The sequence below is a fragment of the Herbiconiux oxytropis genome (genome assembly GCF_024979315.1).
GTDB classification, from domain to species: Bacteria; Actinomycetota; Actinomycetes; order Actinomycetales; family Microbacteriaceae; genus Herbiconiux; species Herbiconiux oxytropis.
This window is the reverse complement of sequence record NZ_JANLCK010000003.1, coordinates 513031-533619: the sequence shown is the minus strand read 5'-3', so window position 1 is coordinate 533619 and position 20589 is coordinate 513031. Positions and strand designations below refer to the sequence as shown.

15 protein-coding genes are annotated in these 20589 nt (G+C 72.0%); 11 read left to right on the top strand and 4 right to left on the bottom strand.

The annotated features are described in order from the left end of the window. The first annotated feature begins 33 nt into the window (after window positions 1-33). The 4 genes from aroA (at window position 34) to N1028_RS08310 (ending at window position 5056) form a co-directional block, all read left to right on the top strand. A complete protein-coding gene (gene aroA, locus N1028_RS08325) occupies window positions 34-1392 on the top strand; it encodes a 3-phosphoshikimate 1-carboxyvinyltransferase (RefSeq protein WP_259526494.1) in 1359 nt (452 codons plus the stop codon). Continuing rightward, window positions 1389-3131: an AMP-binding protein gene (locus N1028_RS08320; RefSeq protein ID WP_259526493.1), complete on the top strand. Its 1743-nt coding sequence runs from the start codon at window positions 1389-1391 to the stop codon at window positions 3129-3131. Before aroA ends, N1028_RS08320 begins: the two co-directional genes overlap by 4 nt. Continuing rightward, complete coding sequence (locus tag N1028_RS08315) at window positions 3128-4297, top strand: acyl-CoA dehydrogenase family protein (RefSeq protein ID WP_259526491.1); 1170 nt, start codon at window positions 3128-3130, stop codon at window positions 4295-4297. The genes N1028_RS08320 and N1028_RS08315 overlap by 4 nt, the downstream gene beginning before the upstream one ends. Before the next feature lie 99 nt (window positions 4298-4396). Then, a complete protein-coding gene (locus tag N1028_RS08310; protein WP_259526490.1) occupies window positions 4397-5056 on the top strand; it encodes an FMN-dependent NADH-azoreductase in 660 nt (219 codons plus the stop codon). A gap of 190 nt (window positions 5057-5246) precedes the next feature. On the opposite strand, the gene N1028_RS08305 is transcribed toward N1028_RS08310, so the two are convergent. Both N1028_RS08305 and N1028_RS08300 read right to left on the bottom strand, forming a co-directional pair. Then, window positions 5247-9377, bottom strand: coding sequence for a metallophosphoesterase (locus tag N1028_RS08305; RefSeq protein WP_259526488.1), 4131 nt, complete (start codon window positions 9375-9377; stop codon window positions 5247-5249). Window positions 9378-9433: 56 nt separating this feature from the next. Next, the gene (locus N1028_RS08300; RefSeq protein WP_259526486.1) at window positions 9434-11752 is read right to left on the bottom strand and encodes a purple acid phosphatase family protein; all 2319 of its coding nucleotides are present in this window, start codon (window positions 11750-11752) and stop codon (window positions 9434-9436) included. A gap of 322 nt (window positions 11753-12074) precedes the next feature. Between N1028_RS08300 and N1028_RS08295 the strand changes: the two genes are divergently transcribed. From N1028_RS08295 to N1028_RS08280, 4 genes are all read left to right on the top strand, one after another. Next, window positions 12075-13583, top strand: a complete 1509-nt coding sequence (locus tag N1028_RS08295) for a sensor histidine kinase (RefSeq protein ID WP_259526485.1) — start codon at window positions 12075-12077, stop codon at window positions 13581-13583. Continuing rightward, complete coding sequence (locus tag N1028_RS08290) at window positions 13580-14245, top strand: response regulator (protein ID WP_259526484.1); 666 nt, start codon at window positions 13580-13582, stop codon at window positions 14243-14245. The genes N1028_RS08295 and N1028_RS08290 overlap by 4 nt, the downstream gene beginning before the upstream one ends. A 139-nt stretch (window positions 14246-14384) precedes the next feature. Beyond that, on the top strand, window positions 14385-14741 hold the full coding sequence (locus N1028_RS08285) for an SHOCT domain-containing protein (protein ID WP_259526483.1): 357 nt from the start codon (window positions 14385-14387) through the stop codon (window positions 14739-14741). 158 nt (window positions 14742-14899) lie between these two features. Next, window positions 14900-15505 carry an HD domain-containing protein gene (locus N1028_RS08280; protein ID WP_259526482.1) on the top strand — a complete coding sequence of 202 codons (606 nt, stop codon included), beginning with the start codon at window positions 14900-14902 and terminating at the stop codon, window positions 15503-15505. 258 nt (window positions 15506-15763) lie between these two features. On the opposite strand, the gene N1028_RS08275 is transcribed toward N1028_RS08280, so the two are convergent. Then, window positions 15764-16246, bottom strand: coding sequence for a type II toxin-antitoxin system PemK/MazF family toxin (locus N1028_RS08275; protein ID WP_259526481.1), 483 nt, complete (start codon window positions 16244-16246; stop codon window positions 15764-15766). A 122-nt stretch (window positions 16247-16368) separates the two neighbouring features. Between N1028_RS08275 and N1028_RS08270 the strand changes: the two genes are divergently transcribed. The 3 genes from N1028_RS08270 (at window position 16369) to N1028_RS08260 (ending at window position 19059) form a co-directional block, all read left to right on the top strand. Further along, window positions 16369-17673 carry a coiled-coil domain-containing protein gene (locus N1028_RS08270; RefSeq protein WP_259526480.1) on the top strand — a complete coding sequence of 435 codons (1305 nt, stop codon included), beginning with the start codon at window positions 16369-16371 and terminating at the stop codon, window positions 17671-17673. A 107-nt stretch (window positions 17674-17780) separates the two neighbouring features. Next, the gene (locus tag N1028_RS08265) at window positions 17781-18113 is read left to right on the top strand and encodes a hypothetical protein (RefSeq protein WP_259526479.1); all 333 of its coding nucleotides are present in this window, start codon (window positions 17781-17783) and stop codon (window positions 18111-18113) included. A 28-nt stretch (window positions 18114-18141) separates the two neighbouring features. Continuing rightward, window positions 18142-19059 carry a dihydrodipicolinate synthase family protein gene (locus tag N1028_RS08260; RefSeq protein WP_259526478.1) on the top strand — a complete coding sequence of 306 codons (918 nt, stop codon included), beginning with the start codon at window positions 18142-18144 and terminating at the stop codon, window positions 19057-19059. Between the two features lie 18 nt (window positions 19060-19077). Here the strand turns inward: N1028_RS08260 and N1028_RS08255 are convergent, their stop codons facing one another. Next, the gene (locus N1028_RS08255; RefSeq protein ID WP_259526477.1) at window positions 19078-20574 is read right to left on the bottom strand and encodes an MFS transporter; all 1497 of its coding nucleotides are present in this window, start codon (window positions 20572-20574) and stop codon (window positions 19078-19080) included. Window positions 20575-20589 lie beyond the last annotated feature (15 nt).

Genomic DNA, 20589 nt, shown 5'->3' with positions numbered 1-20589 from the left:
CGCTCGACATACAGGGTGCGGCATCATGGAGACGTGCATCTGTTCGTGAACGGGACCGAGTCCGCGGTCTCCGGCGAGCTGAGCATCCCGGTCTCGAAGTACCACGCCCACCGGGCCCTCGTGCTCGCCTCGCTCGCGCCGGGCCGGAGCGTCATCACCGGGCTCTCGGACACCCGTCAGGTGGTCTGGACGATCGGTGTGCTGCGGGCGCTCGGCACCCGCATCGAGGTCACCGCCGACGGCTACATCGTGCACGGGGGCCCGTACGACACGAGCGGGAGCGTCGTCGACCACGGGTCGAGCTCGGCCGACGGGGTGCTGAACGTCGGATCCTCCGGCACCACGCTCTACTTCATGACCGGGCTCGCCGCGCTGGCCGACAAGCCCGTCACGCTCACCGGAATGAAGTACTTCCAGCGCCGCCCGATCAAGGCGTTGCTCGACTCCCTGGACTCCCTCGGCGTGCGCTACCGCGCCGAGCACGATCGGCCGCCCATCACCGTGCAGCCGGGGCGGCCCACCGGAGGGCACGTTCGGATCGCCGGCACGCTCTCGCAGTGGATCTCGGGGCTGCTGCTCGTGGCGCCCTTCGCCGAGCGGGAGACGAGCATCGAGGTCGTGGGCGAGCTCAACGAGCAGCCCTACGTGGAGCTGACGGTGCGCATGATGCGGCAGTTCGGGCTCTCGGTGGAGCACTCCGACGACTGGCGGCATTTCACGGTGCCGGCCGGACAGACGGCCGCGCCGACCGACTACGTCATCCCGCCCGACATCGGCTCGGCGGCGTTCGGGCTCGCCGCCACGGCGCTGCACCCCTCGGACGTGCTGTTCCGCGGGCTCTCGGCCACGACGGGTGCCGACACGGATCACCCCGAAGCCGACTTCCTCGACATCGTGTCGGGCATGGGGCTCACGCTCGAGACGGACCAGGCCACAGGATTCGTGCGCGTGCGGCACGACCGCGTCGAGCTGCAGCCGGTCGATCTCGACTGCCGGCGCATCCCGGACCTCCTGCCCGTCGTCTCGGCGCTCGCGACCTTCGCGCACGGCACGTCGACGCTGCGCACGATCGGGCACATCCGGCTGAAGGAGAGCGACCGGGTGAACGCCATGCTGCAGCTCAACAAGCTCGGCGGAGACCTCGTCGACGAGGGCGACGCCCTCACTGTGCGCGGGGTCGACGGGCTCCGGGGCGCACCCCTGTCGTCGTTCAACGACCACCGGGTGCTCATGTCGCTCGCCGTGGCGGCCACGCGGGCCGAGGGCGAGTCGCGGCTGACGTATCCGCGGGCCTACCGGATCTCGTACCCGACGTTCCTCGACGCGATGAACGGGGTGGGACTCGACCTGTCGATCACCTCCGAGCGCACTCGCCAGGAGGTCGGCTCGTGACGCATGCCCGGCCCGGTCAGAGCGATGTCGGCCCGAGCGATGCCGGGCTGACGGCGCGGGTGGACGAGCTCGTCGAGGCGGATGCGACGGCGGCGGCCGTGATCGAGGTCGGCGACCGGCCTGCGACCCTCAGCCGCGGTGAGCTGCGGAGGCGGGCCGACGCCGTCTCGGCGCTGCTGCTGCGGCTCGGGGTGCGGCCGGGCGAGGCGGTCGCGTTCCAGCTGCCGAACTGGGCCGAGTGCGTGGAGGTGACCCTCGGCGTGCTGCAGATCGGCGCGGTCGTTGCCCCCGTGATGCCGGTGTTCGGCGAGCGCGAGGTGGCCATGGTGCTCGCACGCTCGCGGGCACGCGTACTCATCGCGCCGCGCTCGTTCCGCGGGCGCCGGCACGCGGCCGAGGTGGCGGGCGTCGCGGCCGAGGCCGCCCGGCAGGAGCGACCGCTCGCGCTCGAGCACGTGGTCGTGATGGGGGACGTCGATCCCGCCGGCGCGGCGCGCGCGGGGTCCTCCGGCGAGGGCGTCACCTTCGTGCCGCCGGCCACCCCCGGGCTCCCGCTCGCCTGGCACGACTTCGACACGGATGCGGCCCCGGATGCGACGCCCGATGCGGCGTCGCGGGAGGCGATCGAGCGACGGCGGCCGGGTGCCGACGACATCGCGCAGCTGCTGTTCACCTCGGGAACCACCGGTGAGCCGAAGGGCGTGCAGCACCGGCACGGCACGCTCGCCCTCGCCACCGCGCTCGAGGTCGAGCACCTCGGTCTCGGCGGCGACGACCGCGTCTTCATCCCGTCGCCCCTCGCCCACCAGACCGGCTTCCTCTACGGGCTGCTGCTGAGCTGGCGGCTCGGCGTCGCGGCCGTCGTGCAGCCGGTGTGGGATGCCCGGGTCGCCCTCGAGCAGGCCTTCGGCCGCAAGGGCGCCACGTTCGTGCAGGCGGCGACGCCGTTCCTGATGGATGTCGTCGCGGCCGTCGAGGAGGGGGCTCCCCCGCCCTCCAGCCTGCGCATCTTCGTGGCCACCGGGGCGGCCGTGCCCCGGCAGCTCGCCGAGCGCGCCACGGGAGTGCTCGGCGCGGCGGTGCTCGGCGCGTTCGGCACCACCGAGACCTGCCTCGGCACGCTCTCGGCGCCCACCGATCCGCCGGGCTCCGCCTGGGGCACCGACGGCCGCCCGCTCACCGGCATCCGCGTGCGCATCGTCGACGACGAGGGGGTCGAGCTCCCCGCCGGCCGCGAGGGCGACTACGAGCTCTCGAGCCCCACGATGTTCCTCGGCTACCTCGACCGCCCCGACCTCACCGCCGAGGTGTTCACCGCCGACGGCTGGTACCGCACGGGCGACCGGGCCGTGCTCGACGCCGACGGGTTCCTGCACATCACCGGGCGGGTGAAGGACGTCATCAACCGCGGCGGCGAGAAGGTGCCCGTGGTCGAGATCGAGAACCTGCTGTTCGCGCATTCGGCGGTGAAGGACGTGGCCGTCGTGGCCATGCCCGACCCCCGCCTCGGCGAGCGCGCGTGCGCCTTCGTGGTGGCCTCCGACCCGGCGCATCCGCTCGGATTCGCCGAGATGCAGGGGTATCTCGGCGAGCGGGGCGTGTCGAAGTACTACTGGCCCGAGCGACTCGAGGCCATCGGGGAGCTGCCGCGGAACGCGGTGGGCAAGATCCAGAAGAACCTGCTGCGGGAGCGCGCCGCCGCGCTCGTGGAGCGCGAGCGACAGAAGGAGAGTGCGTGAGCGTGAGTGCGAGCGACGCGGAGTTCGAACAGCTGAAGGCCGAGCTCGACGCCTGGGTGCGCGGGCCAGGGGAGGAGTGGTCCGAGCGCATCGAGGAGCTCGGCGACGTGCCCGCGGAGCTCTACGCCGAGCTCCGCGACCGGGGCTGGCTGAGCCTCGCCGCCCCCGAGGAGCTCGGTGGCCGCGGCATCCCGTTCGCCCGCTACCTGGAGCTGCTCGAGATCGTCTCGCGCTCGCACGGCTCGATCCGGATGCTCGTGCACGTCAACAACGGCCTCTGGCGGGCCATGGCGCCGTTCGTCGACGATGCGCAGCGCGAGGTGCTGAAGCGCGCCGTCAGCGGCGAGGAGCTCGTGGCGTTCACGCTCACCGAGGCCACCGCGGGAACCGGGGCCGACATCCGCAGCACCGTGCGCCGGGACGGCGACGTCTACCTGCTGAACGGCGAGAAGCACCTCATCACCTTCGGTGTGAAGGCCGACCGCTGGCTGCTCTTCGCGCGACTCGAGGGCAGCAGCGGGGCAGAGGGCACCGTGGCGCTGCTCGTGCCGAACTCCGGCCTGCCGGGCGCGGAGGTGATCGACGACTCCGACACGATGGGCGTGCGTGGCACCGACCACGCGATCCTGCGCTTCAGCGACACCCCCGTGCCCGTCTCGGCGCGAATCGGCGCCGAGGGCGAGGGGCTCGCGGTGGCGCTCGGCGGATTCCTGCTGCCGAGCCGGGTCTCGGTGGCGATGAGCTGCGTCGGGCTCGCCGAGCGAGCTCAGGAGCTCGCGGCCTCCTACGCGCTCACCCGCACGACCTTCGGCAAGACGCTCGCCGAGCGGCCCGTCATCCAGGCCTACCTGGCCGAGAACTACGCCGACATCGTCGCTGCCCGGGCGCTCGTGCTCGAGGCGGCGCGCGCCTACGAGCGCTCGGCTCCGGATGCGGCGGCGCTGTCGAGCGCGTCGAAGATCGTGGCCGTCGACATGCTCGGACGGGTCACCGACCGGGCGCTGCAGATCCACGGCGGGCAGGGCTACTGGCGGCGCAACGCGATCGAGCGGGTCTACCGCGACGCCAGGGCGCAGCGGTTCGAGGAGGGCACCAACGAGATCCAGAAGACGGTGGTGGCGCGCGCCGTGCTGGCCACAGCCCGCGCCCGCACTGCCACCCCCTAGACCCTCTGCCGAGACGTCACTTTCCACACCAAAGAGGGCTGGGAGGTGTGAGAAGTGACGGTTCGGCAGAGGAGGTGGGCGGCCGGGTAGCGTGAGGGCATGCTCAATCTGCTGCACCTCGACTCCTCCGCAGGCTCCGCCGAGCGCTCGCGCTCACGGGCGATCGGCCGCACCTTCAGCGAGGCGTGGCTGAAGGCCGCGGTGGGCAACACCGTGACCCATCGCGACCTGCACCGAGACCCGCTGCCCCACCTCGCCGACGACTCGCTGCACTGGCCGCCGCGGCTCCGGCACGCCGAGGCCGCGCCTCCCGCCGACGCCGAGGCGCTGCAGGCGTCGCTCATCGCCGAGCTGCTCGCCGCCGACGTGCTGCTCGTGGGTGCTCCGCTCTACAACTACTCGCTGCCGTCGTCGCTCAAGGCGTGGATCGACAACATCCACGTGCCGGGCGTCACCGCGCCCTTCGACGGCGACACGCAGCCGCTCGCCGGGCGTCCCGCCGTGATCGTGACGAGCCGAGGTGCCTCCTATGACGCCGGCTCCCCCACGGAGGGCTGGGACCACGAGGTGCCCGCGCTCCGCCTCGTGCTGGGCACCGCCCTCGGCATGGAGGTCACCGTGATCGAGACGAACCTCACCCTGGCGGCCGACGTGCCTGCCCTGGCGCCGCAGCTCCCCCGCTCCGAGGCCGAGCTCGCCGCCGCCCACGCCGAGGCCGCCGCCCAGGCGGCCCGCCTCGGCGCGCCCCGCCCCGCCTGACGGCCCACTGACGGCGACCCGCGGTTCGGAACCGCAGTCGTCGCGACCTCCGAGCCGCTCAGACGCGCGGGGGCCCGCAGGCTTGCCGTTCTGAACGCCCAGAAAGACGAACGTCGCGCCGACCGGCCCCGCAGGGGGCTCGTTCGGCGTTGTCCGCGCGCGGTGCCCGGAGGGGCACCGCGCGGCGGCGCTACTCGCCCCGCTGCAGGGCGATGAGGCCCGTGGGGAAGCGGTCGCGGGCCGACACGTAGACCGTGCCGAGCTTCTCGTCGACCGAGACCCCGTAGACCTTGTTGCCGTAGGCGGTGCCCGGGAAGTTCGCGATCTCGGTGAGATCGGCGGCCTTCAGCACCCGGATCCCGCTGTTCTCGAACGTGTCGCGCGAGTGACCCACGTACACGCGGCCCGCCGCACCGTCGACGTCGACCGACCGGTAGTCGGGCGCCGCGACCGCGAGCGACTGCAGCAGCTCGAACGACGTCGCGTCGTAGACGCGGATGCCCTCCGTGCCCGCGGCGTTGTCGTTCGTGACGTAGAGGCGATTCCCGGCCGGGTCGACGGCGATGCCGTGGCTCTGCCAGGTGCCCGCACTCGCCGTCTCGACCGTCTGGATCGCGGCTCCGGTCGCGGCGTCCATGACCGTGAAGCCCGTGCCCCTGGTCGCGCCGAAGACGCGTCCGGTGGCCAGATCCACGTCCATGCCGCGCACGTTCGCGCCGAACGCGAACGGTCCGCGCTTCACGGTGTCGGTCGCGAGGTCGAGCACGATCCACGACGCACCGTAGCCGACGTAGAGCTCACCCTTGGCGGAGTCGATCGCGACGTCGCGCACGCCCTCGGTCTCGGCACCCGGGATCGCGTGGGTCGCGACCACCGTGTCCGTCGCCGGGTCGATCTCGAGCACCCGAGCCGGTCGCTGCTCGTTGCCGACGAACAGGTGACCGGTGGCCGGGTCGACGACAGAGCCGACCGGCTTCTGGTCGAGGTCGGGTGCGCTCTCGGCCGACGGGATCGCCCCGAGCGGCGTGGGCGTGTACCCGGTGCCGGCCGGCGGCTCCGGATCCGTCGGATCCGTCGGGTCGGTGGGATCGGTCGGGTCGGTCGGATCGGTCGGGTCGGTCGGGTCGACCGGCTCCTCGACGCCCCGCCGCTGCGAGATCGTGACGGCGACCGCGGTGAGCTCCGACCCGGGCGGGTTCAGCCGGAAGTCGCGGTTCGACACGAACACACGCTGCCGCTCCTCGTCGACCGAGATGCCGTAGCCGTCCTTGCCGTACGCCGGGTCGGCGTAGTCGGCGAGGAGTGCACCGGTCTTCGAGTCGTGCACGGTGTAGCCGCCCGATCCGACCGCTGTGCCCGTGTAACCCACGTAGAGCAGCCCGTTGGTGGAGTCGGCATCGAGCTGACGGGGGTTGGCCCGGCTCGTCGACTCCCACAGCGAGGCGTACCCGTTGTCGATGTCGAACGTCTCGATGTTCTTGGCATCCGGCACGTCGCTGAAGTACACCGTCGAGACGAGACCGTTCTCCGGGTCGGCCGAGACGTAGTACGCATCTGCCGTGCCGTCGATCACGCCGATCGATTCACCCGTCACGGCATCCAGCACCTCGACACCCCGCGAGGGGACGGCGCCGAACACGAGCCCGCGCACCGGGTCGACGTCGATCGAGCGGTTGGACTCGAGGAACGGGAACGGACCGCGCACGATCTGGCCGAACGTCGCATCCGCGATCGACACGACCACCCAGTTGCGGTTCTGCTGACCGACGTAGAGCAGCTCCTTCTCATCGTCGATCCCGACATCGCGGATGTTCTCCGGCAGCGTGATCGTGCGCAGGATCGCATCCGTCTCGGGGTCGATCTCGAAGATGTTCTGCCGGTTCTGGTCGCCCAGGTACAGCACGTCCTTCGAGGCCGAGTACGCCGAGCCGGCGGGAAGCGCGGCGTTCGACTTGTTGACGGAGTCGAGCGAGCCGACGGGGTCGTAGGCGAGCGTCTCGGGCAGGATCCGCTCCGAGACGGTCACGGCGACCGCCTCGAGCTCGGAGCCGGGTGGGTTGAGACGGAAGTCACGGTTCGACACGAACACCCGCTGGTGCTCCTCGTCGACCGAGATGCCGTAGCCGTCCTTGCCGAACGACGGATCGTCGAAGTCACCGAGCTGCTGGCCCGAGGTGAGGTCGAGCACCGAGAAGCCACCGCTGCCGGCCGCCGTTCCGGTGTAGCCCACGTAGACGAGTCCGTTGGTGGAATCGATGTCGAGCTGGCGCGCACCGACTCGGCCCTTCGATTCCCACAGCTGCTCGAAGCCGGCCTCGACATCGAAGGCCGCCACCTGCACCACGTCGGGGACGTCTTCGAAGAAGGAGGTCGCGACGTAGCCGTTGACCGGATCGGCGGCCACGTAGTAGGCGCCGGCCGTGCCGTCGACCACGCCGACGGATTCACCCGTCTCGGCATCCAGCACCTCGACGCCCCGCGAGGGGATGGCGCCGTAGACATACCCGCGCACGGGGTCGACGTCGATGGAGCGGTTGGACTCGAGGAACGAGAACGGACCGCGCACGATCTGGCCGAACGTCGCATCCGCGATCGACACGACCACCCAGTTGCGGTTCTGCTGACCGACGTAGAGCAGCTCCTTCTCATCGTCGATCCCGACATCGCGGATGTTCTCCGGCAGCGTGATCGTGCGCAGGATCGCATCCGTGTCCGGGTCGATCTCGAAGATGTTGCGGCCGTTCTGGTCGCCCAGGTAGAGCACGTCCTTCGACTCGGAGTAGGCGGATCCGGCCGGGAGCGCCGCGTTCGACTTGTTCACCGAGTCGAGCGCCGAGACGACCTCGTAGTCGACCGTGTCCACAGGGGGCTCAGGGTCGGTGGGATCGGTCGGGTCCGGGTTGGGTGTGCAGCCGAGGCACGGCCCGCCGGGATCGGAGGGGTCGATCGTCTGGGGCGCGGTGTCGTCGGTCACGGCCTTGCCCGCGTCGTTCTTCACGATCGTGAGACCGTCGAAGTACTGGCCGTCGGCCGTGCGCGACTCGTACCGCATGGTGTCGCCCGCGACGTCGATGAGCTGGTAGAGCTCCACACCGCCCTGCAGCTTCTTCAGGTGCGCGTCGTTCTCGGTCCAGAGGCGGGGGCCCGCTCCGTCGTACATCTTCGAGCCGACGACCGACACGGCGTAGACCGGTCCGTCGTAGTTGAGGTCGGCGTTCCAGGTGGCGGGGTTGCCCTCCTCGGCGTCGTTGGTGTTGCCGCGGCCGTAGTTGTGGTCGTGGCCCTGCAGCACGAGGTCGACGTTGTTCGCCTCGAACAGCGGCAGCCAGGCCTCCCGGATGGCGCGGTTGTTGCGCCCCTCGTCGAGCGAGAACACCGGGTGGTGGAAGTACACCACCGTCCACTTGTTCGGGTTCGACTCGAGGGTCTCCTTCAGCCACTCGGTCTGCACGGCGAGCGCCGCGGCATCCGTGATGTTGCTGTTGAGCGAGACGAAGCGCACACCCTGGTAGTCGGAGTAGTAGACGGTGCCGTCCAGCAGCGCCTCGATCTCGTCCGATCCGCTCGGGCCGTTCTCGGGATAGGCGAACTGCGCCGACCACTGCTTCGAGAGCTCCTCGCCCTCGTACTCGTGGTTGCCGGCGGCCGCGAGGAAGTTCTGCGTGCCGAACTGGTAGCCGGCGGCGTCGAACACCTCGCCCCACTGGGCGTCGTCGTTCGCGTCGTCGATGAGGTCGCCCGCCTGCAGCACGAGGCTCGCCTCGGGGCGGTCGCGGAAGGCATTGCGGATGACGCGGCTGGCGTCGGAGAGGATGCCGTTCTGCACGTCGCCGAGGTAGATGAACGAGAAGTCCTCCGCGGTCGCCGCCGCGGTGGTGAAGTGCTGCCACTCGCTGAAGTTCGTGCCGTCGCCCACGCGGTACTGGTACTGCGTGGCGGGCGTGAGGCCCGTGAACTCGACCGTGTGGAACTCCTCGTCCCAGCCGCCAGCCGCCACCGAGGTGGTGGAGGTGGCGTTGATCTTCTGGATGCCCGTGGGGTACGGCGTGGCCGTGGCTTCACGGAGCTCCGCCTTCGGCGAGTTGACCGTGGTGGCGGTGCGCCAGGTCACGGCCTGGCTCGTGGAGAGGTCACCCGAGGGCGTCAGCACGATGCGATCGGGGATGACCGAGGGGCCGTGCTGCTGGAGCGGTGTGGCGACCGCGGCGTTCGCCGCGGTGCTCGCCCCCAGCACCGGGGTGAACATCGCCGCCGCGACGGCGGCGGTGGCGAGGCCCGCGAGCAGCCGCGTGGAGCGGGCTCTGGTGGGCGTTTTCGTCATGGACCGACGGCCTTTCTTCGTGCGTGGAGGGGTGTGTCCGGATGCGGCGGTCGCGTTCACGCGGTGCCTCCCGAGGGGCGGCGGCGGATGTAGAGCACCGCGAGGGCGATGATGCCCGCGAGCAGCAGGCCGCCCGCGATCGCGACGGCCGTGCCGGTGAAGCCGGCGCCGGTGTTCGCGAGATCCTTCACGCCCGTGCTCGCCGAGCCGTTCGCGAGGATCGTGATCGGGGCCTTGACGACCGCGCCCGACTCGAGGCCGCGGACCTCGATGTGGTGCGCACCGGGAGCCACTCCGGCCGGGATGCGGGCGGTGAAGAAGTACGCACCGTTCGCGTCGGCCTTGGGGAAGCCCAGTTCGATCGGGTCGGAGTGCAGGGTGACCTCGAGATCCTCGTTCGGCCAGAAGCCGGCGCCCTTCATGTCGATCGTGCCGCCCGCGGCCACACCGGTCGCGGAGAGCTCGAGCGGGGTCGGGTTCGCCACCGGCTTGGGGTCGACGGGGTTGGGCTCGACCGGGTTCTCGGTGGGCTGGGGGCCCGGGGTCGGCTCCGTCGTGGGAGGGGTGGTGGGTTCCGTCGTCGGAGGCGTGGTGGGCTCCGTGGTCGGGGGCACTGTGGGCTCGGTGGTCGGCGTCGGGGTCGGCGTCGGCTCCGGAGTCGCGGTGGGCTCCGGGGTCGGCTCGGGTGTGGGCGTCGGCTCAGGAGTCGCAGTCGGCTCGGGGGTCGGCTCGGGTGTCGGCGTCGGCTCAGGAGTCGCAGTCGGCTCCGGCGTCGGCTCAGGAGTCGCAGTCGGCTCCGGCGTCGGCTCCGGCGTGGGCGTCGGCTCAGGAGTCGCAGTCGGCTCCGGGGTCGGCTCGGGAGTCGGTGTGGGCGTCGGCGTCGGCTCGGGCGTCGTCTCGGCGCCGGGCACGACGGGCGTCGGGCGCTCGGGGGCTGCGATGTCGGAGCGGGTCGAGCCCGGTCCGGAGGCCCAGGCCACGCTCTCGTCGGTCACGAGCTTCGTGCCGTCGGCGCCCTTGGTGATCGTGAAGGCGTCGAAGAGCTCACCGGTGACGGTGTGGCTCTCCACGTGCATCCGCCCGTCGACCACGTCGACCGTCTGGTACATCTGCGTGTCGCGGTTCATGCTGCGGAGGTTCGCGCCGTTCGTGATCCAGTTGTTCGACTCGAGCGGATCCGGAACGTACATCTTGGGTCCGGCGATCGTGACCATGTAGACCGGGCCGGTGTGGCTGGTCGCGGGGTCGGCGCCCGCGGGCAGGTTCTGCTCGTTGGCGAAGAGGTTGCCGCGGCCGTAGGCGTGGTCGTGGCCCTGTAGCACGAGGTCGACGTCGTGCTTCTCGAAGATCGGCAGCCAGGCATCCCGGATCGTCTTGTTGTCACGACCCGAGGTGACCGAGAAGACCGGCTGATGGAACGCCACCACGGCCCACTGGCCGGGGTTCTGCTCGAGCACGGTGTCGAGCCACGCGGTCTGCGCGGCCAGCTGGTCGCCGCCGATCACGGAGGCGTTGAGCGAGACGAAGCGCACGCCCTGGATGTCGGTGTAGTACACGTTCTCGGAGAAGGCCTGCTGAATGGCGGCCGTGCCGGCCGGGCCGTTCCGCGGGTACTCGAACTGCGCACCCCAGTAGCGGGTGAGCTCGGGGCCCGGGTAGTACTCGTGGTTGCCGGGCGCGGCGATCACGTTCTGGTAAGCGTTCGAGAAGCCGGCGGCGCTGAACCACTCGCCCCACTCGGCGTCGGCCACGTCGGTGTCGATGAGGTCACCGAGGTGCACGACGGCCTTGGAGTAGGGGCGTGCCTCGTAGGCGGCGCGGAAGGCGCGCGACGCGTAGGACTTGACGTCGTTCTGGGCATCGCCCTGCACGATGAACGAGAACGGCTCTGCGGTCGAGGCGGCGGTCTCGAACTCCAGCCACTCGCTCCAGGTCTCGCCGTCGCCCACGCGGTAGAGGTAGGCGGTGCTCTCGGCGAGGCCCGTCATCACGGCCGTGTGGTACTTGATGGCGTAGCCGAGGTCGGTGGCGAACTCGGTGGTCGACACCGCGTCGATCGTGGTCGGGTTCTGCACCGGGCCCTTGGCCATCGGAGCGATCTGCACCCGGGGGGTCGTCACGTCCACGCTCGTCCGCCACGAGACGTTCTGCGTCGCGTAGGGGGTCTCTGTGGGGGTGAGGATGACGCGGTCCGGAACCGCGGAGGCCACGTGCACGAGCGCGGGGCTCACGGGCGGCGGGTTGAGCCCGCCGGCGGCGTAGGCGATGCCTCCGCCGAGTGTGGCGAGGGCCACGGCGGTGGCGACTCCACCGGCCACCAGGGCGGTTCGGGGTCTGATGCGCGAGAGGGCGCGCGTGAGCTGATCGCTCTTCATTCGGGGTGCTGTCCTTCGTCGGGTGTGCAGGGCGTGCGGATCGATCGCCCGTCATTACCCGGACGACGGCGATCACGCTAGTGAACTCACAGGTGCCTCACGGCTGAGCAGCAGCACATTTCACGCGGCGTTCACGGCACCGGCGTGTCGATGGCTCCGATGCAGTCGTTCTTCGCCGAGCGTTCACCTCGGGCGCGGGTTCCCGCTCTGGCCCGGGCGGGGCGCCGTGCGGTAGTGGGTTACTCCCGCGGGAGTATCTGCGAGCCTGGGCGTGGTCCGGCGAGCGGATGCCCCGTGCCGGGGGCGCGGCTACCATCGAGCCATGCCGTCCGCGCGCGATCTCCCCCGGCGCGCCGGCAGCGACCGGGACGGGCACGACCTCGGGCATCCGCAGGTGGCGGCTCGTGGGCGGGACGGCATCGTCGGCGAGAGTGCCGCGGCGGATGCCGACGAGTGGGTTCCGCGGTTCAGGATGCCTCGGTGGGTCTCGTTGTGGCTGCCGGTGGTGGTGTCGTTCCTCGTGCAGGTGCCGGCGGCGGTGCTCGCCGGGGTGCCCATCGGACGGTGGCGCGGCGGGGGGACGGGCGAGGGCCCAGGCTCCGCGGACGGCGATGGCACGGGCGTCGGCGGCCCCGGGAGCGGCTTCGGAACGGGGGTCGGGTCGGGCATCGCCGAGGTCGTCGACGACGATCCCGTGCGGTTCGCCGTGCGGGTCGCGCTCGCGCTGGTGGGGCCGCTCGCCCTCGTGTTCGCACGGCGGTTCCCCGGGCCGGTTGTGGCGGTCGTCACGGCGGCCGCCGGCGGTTACGTGCTCGTGCTCGGAGGCGATGCTGCCCCTCCCTACGTGGCGCTGGCCTTCGCGGTGGTGGGCGCGGTCGTGCGCGGAGCCGGCCGCTGGGCGGTCGTCTCGCTCACCGCCGGCTGGGCCCTCACGCTCTCGCTCGGCATCCTGCTGCGCGTGCCCTGGCAGCCCGCCCTCGTGGTGGCCGTGACGCTCGGTCTCGTGCTGCTCGTCGCGGTCGGTGAGAGCATCCGCACCCGTCGCCGCCGCTTCGACGAACTCCGCCGACGCGCCACCGAGCGCCGGCTCACCGCGGCACAGGCCGAGCGGGTGCGCATCGCGCGCGAGCTGCACGACGTGCTCGCCCACTCGCTCAGCGAGATCAACGTGCAGGCGGGGGTGGGCCTGCACCTCATCGACTCGCGCCCGGAGGAGGCCGCGACCGCCCTCGCCCACATCAAGTCGACCTCCAAGTCGGCGCTCGACGAGGTGCGCTCGGTTCTCGGCATCCTGCGCGCGGAGCCGGCGGGCCCGGCAGAACGCGCGGAGCCAGCGGGCCCCGCGGAGCCCTCGCCGCTCGTGCCCGAGCCGGGGCTCGACCGGTTCGGCGAGCTCGTGGAGTCGGCCCGGCGCCGGGGCCTCGAGGTCGACCTGAGGCTCGATCTCGGCCGGCTCGCACCCGGTGCGTCCCTGCCCGGCAGCGCGGTGCAGCTCGCGCTCTACCGGATCGCTCAGGAGAGCCTCACGAACGTCGTGCGACACTCCGCCGCCCGCCGCGCCACCGTGACTCTCGTGGAGGAGGGTTCGTCGCTCCGCCTCACCGTCTCCGATCCCGGCGCCGCCGCCCGGCCCACGCATCCGCCCGCCGCGCCCGCACGTCCCTCCGCCACGCGCTCCCGAGAGCACTTCGGCGAGCACACCGGGCGGGGGCTCCTCGGCATGCGGGAACGCGCCGAGCTCCTGGGCGGCACCTTCGCCGCGGGGCCAGACGCCCATGGCGGCTTCACGGTCGTCGCCACCGTTCCGCGACACCCCGGGGAGGCGCCGTGATCCGCATCGTGATCGCCGACGACCAGCACCTCATCCGCGCCGGCTTCCGCGCCCTGCTCTCCTCCGAGCCCGACTTCGAGGTGGTCGGCGAAGCGGCGACGGGCCGCGAGGCCGTGGCCCGGGTGCGCGCGACACGCCCCGATGTCGTGCTCATGGACATCCGGATGCCCGACGGCGACGGCCTCGAGGCCACCGAGACGATCGTGGCCGACCCCTCGCTCGCCGCCACCCGGATCGTGATCGTGACCACCTTCGAGCTCGATGAGTACGTGGGCCGCGCCATCCGCGCCGGAGCGAGCGGCTTTCTCGTGAAGGACACCGAGCCCGTCGACCTGCTCCGCGCCGTGCGCGTGGTGGCGGCCGGCGACGCCCTGCTCAGCCCCGGCGTGACCCGGCGGCTGCTCGAGCGCTTCTCGCTCGAGGTGACGGGTGCGCCGGATGCGTCGGCGCTCGCCCCGCTCACCCCGCGCGAACGCGAGGTGCTCGCCCTCGTGGGCGCCGGCCTCACGAACGACGAGATCGGCACCCGGCTGCACCTCAGCCCGCTGACCGCCAAGACCCACGTCTCCCGCATCATGACCAAGCTCGCCGCCCGCGACCGGGTGCAGCTCGTGATCGTGGCCTACGAGACGGGCCTCGCCTCCCCCGGCAGGCCGGCGTAGCCCCGGATGCGCCCGGCCTCCGGCCGGATGCTCCGACGGGAGTAGGCCGGGTGCTCGAAGTGCCACCCGCCGGCCGATTCGCGGCGAGGCCCTGGCCGCGACGCTGGAGGAAAGCAGTCCTCCGACCGAAAGCGATCCCATGCTCACCACACTCACCGCATCCGCCGCCCTCGCCGCCACCGCGGTGGCCCACCCGTTCGACTCCGGATTCGGCGGCCCGGGATTCGGCGGCCCGGGCTTCGGCGGGCCGGGCTTCGGCGGGCCGGGCCTCTTCCTGCTCGTGCCCCTCTTCTGGATCCTCGTGGCCGCGATCCTCTTCGCCGTCTTCGGCCGCCGCTGGCGCCGCGCCGCCTGGGAGCGCCGAAGCTCCGAGCTCCCCGGCCGTCGGGCGGAGTCGACCCTCGCCGAGCGCTTCGCCCAGGGCGACATCGACGAGACCGAGTACCGCGCCCGCCTCGAGGTGCTCCGCGCCAACACCCCTCCGCCGCCGCGCTGACCTGGGTCTGCCGCCGCGCTGACCCCTGCCCCCGCCCGCTGCCCCGGGCTGCCGGCCGGGCGTCGACCGACTGCCACATTCCGCTCACAAAGAGACGGATGCCGCGCTCGACGCCCGGTCCGCCCACCTTCGCCGCGTCTCGCCTCCACAATGTCCCCATGGAGAACCCCGAAGCAGGCCTCGCCCTCCCCACGACGCCGGCCGCCCTCGCCGCCCTCGAGGTCGCCCGCGAGTATCACTCGCCCTCCCTGGTCAACCACTGCATCCGCTCGTACCTCTTCGCCGCGGAGCTCGGCCGCACCACCGGTCTCCCCTTCGACGACGAGCTGCTCTTCGTGGCCTCGATGCTGCACGACATCGGCCTGGCCGACGCCTTCGACCACCCCACCACCACGTTCGAGGTCTCGGGCGGCGACGTGGCCGAGGTCTTCACAACGGCGGCCGGCTGGCCACGGTCCCGCCGCGCCCGCACCGCCGCCATTATCGTGGCCCACATGGCCGACACGGTCGACCCCGCCCTCGACCCCGAGGGCCACCTCCTCTGCGAGTCCACGGGCCTCGACATCTCGGGCCGCGCCCCGCACCGCTGGCCCACCCCCCACCTCCAGGCGGTCCTGAGGGCCTACCCCCGCCTCACCCTCCCCACCGACTTCCTCACCTGCTTCACCGCTCAAGCCACCCGCAAGCCCACAACCTCCCCCGCCGCGGCCCTTGCCTCAGGCCTCCCCTCCCGCCTCACCGCCAACCCCCTGGACACCCTCTGACACCCACCCTCATGCCGGGCCCACCCAGCACCCCCTAGGTGCGGTGGGCAAAGCCCACACGCGCGCACAACCGGGGCTGGTGCGGTGCGGGTCTTCCGGTGGAGGCATTGGTGGGCCTGGCAGGCGTCGGCGCAGCCGACGCGGGACATGACTCCACCGGAAGACCCGCACCGCACCAGCCCCACCCCGAGCAGACCGACGCACCCCGAACAGGCCGACCCACCCCGAGCAAGCCGAAGCACCCCGATCCGTCGCCCCTCACCGCCCGAACAACGCCCCCACGACCCTCCGCACCAAAGACCGCCGAACCCCCCACCCATACCGCCCCACCAGATCCCCAGACACCCGCGAGAACACCGAAGCATCCACAGCCACCGAAACCCGCCGAACCCCCGCCGCCTGCACCCGAAAAACCCTTCCGACCCCCGCCCAGCTAGGTCGACCGGACCCATCCCATCCCCCGGCCCCCACCGCCACGAACTCCCCACGATCATGCGGCTTGGAGGTCAACGCCACCCCCAGCAGCGCCCCGCCGGCCCGAGCCACGATCAGCACAGGCCTATCCTTCCCGCGCCCGTCGTTCTCCTCGTAGGGCACCCAGGTCCACACGACCTCCCCGGGGTCGGCCTGCGCATCCGAGCGGGGCCGGTAGGTGACGTCGACCGTCCCGACCCGCCGAGGGTCCACCTCCACCGTCGCCGACCGTCCGAACCGCCCCGGGCTGTCTTCTCCATCGCGCATGCCGCCGACCCTACCGCCACCCACGCCGCTCCCAGGCCGCCGATCGTTGCCCACTGTAAACGATCCGCGAATTGCCGACCGCGGATGCGTGCCGGAGCACGGCCGAGGGGTTTAGATGTGCTGTGCCGTCCCGATACGCTCTCACCGCCCTCGTCACGATCGCCCTCGCCGCCACCGCCGTGCTGGGCGCCCCCGCGGCTCCCGCGCGCGCCGCCGACTACCCGAGTTGGGACGACGTGCTCGCCGCCCGCTCGAGCGAGAGCGCGAAGCAGGCGGAGGTCGACGAGATCACCGCGGTCATCGCCGACCTGCAGACCCGCGCCGAGGCGGCCCGGCAGCTCATGGTGCAGCGCAGCGACGAGAGCGCCGAGGCCGACCGAGCGCTGGCCGCGGGCCAGGCGAGGGCGGATGCGCTGCAGTCGAGCGCTGCCACAGCCGCCACGCGGGCCGCGGAGTCGAAGCAGCGGGCCGCGGTGGTGGCGGCGCAGTTCGTGCGCTCGGGTGGTCGCGACCTCACGACGCTGCTGCTCACCTCCAGCGGCACCCAGGTCGACGACCTGCTCGGGCAGCTCAGCTCGGCCGGCCAGCTCACCCAGGCGGTCGACGGCATCTACGACAGGGCCGAGCAGGACAGCAACACCTCCGCCGCGCTCAGTGAGCAGGCCGAGACGGCGACGGCAGAGCTCACGACCCTCGCCGAGGCCGCTCAGGCGGCGCTCGAGGAGGCGGCCGCCGCGCAGCAGGCCATGGTGGCCGCTCTGCAGGAGCAGTCGGCGCACGAGGCGGAGCTCCAGGCCCAGCTCGCGAGCCTCACGAGCAGTGTCGCCACCACCGAGCAGCAGTACCAGGAGGGCGTTGCGGCTGCAGCGGCCGCAGCTGCTGCAGCCGCCGCTGCCGCCGCCGCTGCGGCGCATCAGGGCGGCGCGGTGGTGGGCCCGGTGTCGGCCGACGCCCAGGCCCTCGCCGAGGAGCTCATGGGCTACGTCGCGAACGGCCAGTTCCACGGCTCGAGCCCCGATCACATCTTCGAGATCGCCTGGATCGCGCAGGGCCAGAGCGTGGAGAACTGCGGCATAGACGTCGTGATCCTGCAGGCCATGGTGGCGGCCGTGCGCGCGTTCGGCAGCGCGGGCGTGAGCGACATCAGCCGCCGTTGCACGGGCCAGATCGAGGGTGCGGGCACGGCGAGCGCCCACTACCGCCAGGGCGGCGGCCACGCCGTCGACTTCACCTCGGTGGGCGGGGTGCCGACCACGGGCGCCAACGACGCCTCGCTCAACCTCATCGCGGTGCTCGACCCGATCATGCCGAACGGATCCCGGGTGGGCCAGTCGCAGTGCCGCTACTCCGCCGGCAACGAGCCCGGGTTCGTCAACTTCATCGATTTCCCCGACACCTGCAACCATCTGCACATCGACGACTTCTGAGCCGACACGCCGGGGAGGGCCACTCGGCACGGAGTTCTCCGTGCGGTGGACGCCGAGACGTGTCTAGACTGACTAACCAGTCGGCAGGGACGAGCGGGGGCGGCGTGATGAACGAACGACGGCAGCACACGGCCTCGACGATGCCGACCGCCACGCAGCCGATCGTGCTCTTCGACCCCGCGGTCGCCGATGAAGCCCTCGTGGAGCAGATCGCCAGCCGCTGGGTGCTCACCGTGCGCCGCTACACCGGCGACGTGCTCGCGAAGTCTCCCCTGCACGTCTCGGGCGAGTTCCCGACCGCCGTGCTGAAGCTCGCCACGCGCCTGCTCAACCGCTGGGGTCTCGCCTACGACTCCCCCGCCGACTGGGCCGAGCACGAGGGATCCTGGATCGCTCCCGTGCGCGTGCACGACCCAGCCGCGACCTCCGTCAAGCTCTAGCGCGCGGCCGATGCGCGAGAATCGTGGCATGTTCACAGGACTCAGCGCTTTTCCGCTCACGCCACTGGTCGACGACACCGTCGACCTCCCCGCCTTCGAGCGGCTCGTGGGCGGACTCGACGTCGCGGGGGTCGACTCCATCACCGCGCTCGGCTCCACGGGCTCCTACCTCTACCTCGATCGCGACGAGCGCCGCCTGGTCGCCCGCGCCGCCGTGGAGAGTGCCGGGGCGACCCCCGTGATGGTCGGCATCGGGGCGCTCCGCACCTCGCAGGTGCAGCGCCTCGCCGACGACGCTCAGGAGGCGGGTGCCGCAGCCGTGCTGCTCGCTCCGGTCTCGTACCAGCCGCTCACGGGCGACGACGTGCTCGGGCTGTACACCGACGTCACCGCCGGCCTCTCGGTGCCGCTCGTGGTCTACGACAACCCCGGAACCACCCGCTTCACCTTCACCGACGAGCTCTACGCCCGGATCGCGGCGCTCCCGAACGTCGCGTCGATCAAGATCCCTCCGGTGCCCGCCGACCCGGCCGACGCGGCCGCCCACGTGCAGCGCATCCGGGCGCTCCTGCCCGAGCACGTGACGATCGGGGTGTCGGGAGACGCCGCCGCCGTGACCGGACTCGAGGCCGGCTGCGACGCGTGGTACTCGGTCATCGGGGGTCTCCTGCCCGAGCCCGCCCTCGCCATCACGCGCGGTGCGCTCGCCGGCGACCCGGCCGGCCACGAGGCGGCGGCCGCCGCATCCGCTCGCCTCGAGCCGCTCTGGCAGCTCTTCCGCGAGCACGGCAGCCTGCGGGTCACCGCCGCTCTGGCCGAGCACCTCGGGCTCGCGACGGTCCCGTCGCTGCCGCTCCCCCTCAGGGGACTCGACGCGGCCGGGCGGGCGCGCGTGGCGACCTTCGCCGAGATGTTGGACGCCGATTCGGAGCTCGCCACGACCTGACCGGAGGCCGGCACCGGATCAGATGCCCCCGGGCTTCCCGAGCTCCTCGAAGTCGTCGACACCGGCGGCCCGCGCCTCCCGGCGCCGCGCCCGCAGCGACGGCGCGAGGAGGGCCGCCAGCACGGCGAGCACCCCCACACCGGCCGACACCCAGAACCCCACTGTGAACCCCTCGTCGAGCGGCGCACCCTGCGCCGAGACGTCGGAGGCGAGCAGGGCCGCGATGACGGCGGTGCCCACGCTGCTGCCGACCGTGCGGATGACGGTGTTGGCGCTGATCGCCTCGCTCGTCTGCGCGGCGGGCACGCTCTCGACGATCGCGTTCGAGGTGGCGGCGAGGGCCATGCCGATGCCGATTCCCGTGAGCACCCCGGAGACGACGATCTGCCAGACCTCGCCGTGGCCGAGGGCCGGGATGAGGAACGCCGCGGTCACCGCGACACCGCCGACGATCATGGGGATCTTCGGCCCGATCCGGCGGATCAGCGCGCCCGCGACCACGCCCGACACGACCATCGCCACCACGGTGGGCAGGAGCAGCAGGCCGGCCCCGGTCACCGACATCCCGAACCCGTAGCCGAGCACCGACGGCAGCTGCAGCAGGGTGGGCACGAGGATGAAGGTGCCGAACATCGCGAAGCCGAAGGCGAGGGCGACGACGTGGGCGGTCCAGACCCCGCGGTGCGTGAAGAGCCGCACGTCGATGAGCGGCTCCTTCACGCGCAGCTCGACCAGCACGAAGACCACGAGCGCCACGGCGCCGAGGGCGATCAGGCCGATGGTCTTGACGTCGCCCCAGCCCCACTTCTGCCCCTCGCTCACGGCGAGCAGCAGGGCGACGAGCCCGACGGAGAGGATGGCGGTGCCGATCAGGTCGAGTCGGCCCGGTGTGCGCACCGGCGACTCGGGGATGCCGAAGATCGCGCCGAGCAGGGCGATCGCCACGAGCACGGCGGGCAGCCAGAACAGCCAGTGCCACGACAGCGCCTCGACGATCGGACCGGCGGCCACGATGCCGATGCCCGCTCCGATGCCGAAGATGGCCGAGAGCAGGCCGATCGTCACACTCACGCGCTCCCTCGGCAGCTCGTCGCGCACGATGCCGATCGACAGCGGCATCACGGCACCGGCCGCTCCCTGGAGGATGCGCGCCACGATGAGCACGCCGAGGTTCGGGGCGAGGGCCGCGAGCACCGTGCCCACGAGCAGCAGCGCCAGCACCACGATGATCACACGGCGCTTGCCGACCATGTCGCCGAGGCGGCCCAGGATGGGCGTGAGCACCGACGCCGAGAGCAGGTAGGCGGTGAGCACCCAGCTCGCATCGGTGGTGGCCACGCCGAGGTCGCCGCCGATCGTGCCGAGGGCGGGCGCCACGAGCGACTGCAGCACGGCGAACGAGAGGCCGCCGAGCGAGAGGAACAGGATGATCGCGGTGCTGCGGCCGCGCGGCGATCCGGCGGCGCTCTGCGCGGGGACGGAGCCCGTGGAGGGGCTCTGGGTGGCGACGGACATCGGACTCCTCGACAT

What these genes read in the sequence shown, in the direction of transcription:
- N1028_RS08310 (WP_259526490.1), top strand. Translation starts at nt 4,397, where the DNA reads ATGCTCAATCTGCTGCACCTCGACTCCTCCGCAGGCTCCGCCGAGCGC.
- N1028_RS08305 (WP_259526488.1), bottom strand. Translation starts at nt 9,377, where the DNA reads ATGACGAAAACGCCCACCAGAGCCCGCTCCACGCGGCTGCTCGCGGGC.
- N1028_RS08300 (WP_259526486.1), bottom strand. Translation starts at nt 11,752, where the DNA reads ATGAAGAGCGATCAGCTCACGCGCGCCCTCTCGCGCATCAGACCCCGA.
- N1028_RS08295 (WP_259526485.1), top strand. Translation starts at nt 12,075, where the DNA reads ATGCCGTCCGCGCGCGATCTCCCCCGGCGCGCCGGCAGCGACCGGGAC.
- N1028_RS08285 (WP_259526483.1), top strand. Translation starts at nt 14,385, where the DNA reads ATGCTCACCACACTCACCGCATCCGCCGCCCTCGCCGCCACCGCGGTG.
- N1028_RS08280 (WP_259526482.1), top strand. Translation starts at nt 14,900, where the DNA reads ATGGAGAACCCCGAAGCAGGCCTCGCCCTCCCCACGACGCCGGCCGCC.
- N1028_RS08275 (WP_259526481.1), bottom strand. Translation starts at nt 16,246, where the DNA reads ATGCGCGATGGAGAAGACAGCCCGGGGCGGTTCGGACGGTCGGCGACG.
- N1028_RS08265 (WP_259526479.1), top strand. Translation starts at nt 17,781, where the DNA reads ATGAACGAACGACGGCAGCACACGGCCTCGACGATGCCGACCGCCACG.
- N1028_RS08260 (WP_259526478.1), top strand. Translation starts at nt 18,142, where the DNA reads ATGTTCACAGGACTCAGCGCTTTTCCGCTCACGCCACTGGTCGACGAC.
- N1028_RS08255 (WP_259526477.1), bottom strand. Translation starts at nt 20,574, where the DNA reads ATGTCCGTCGCCACCCAGAGCCCCTCCACGGGCTCCGTCCCCGCGCAG.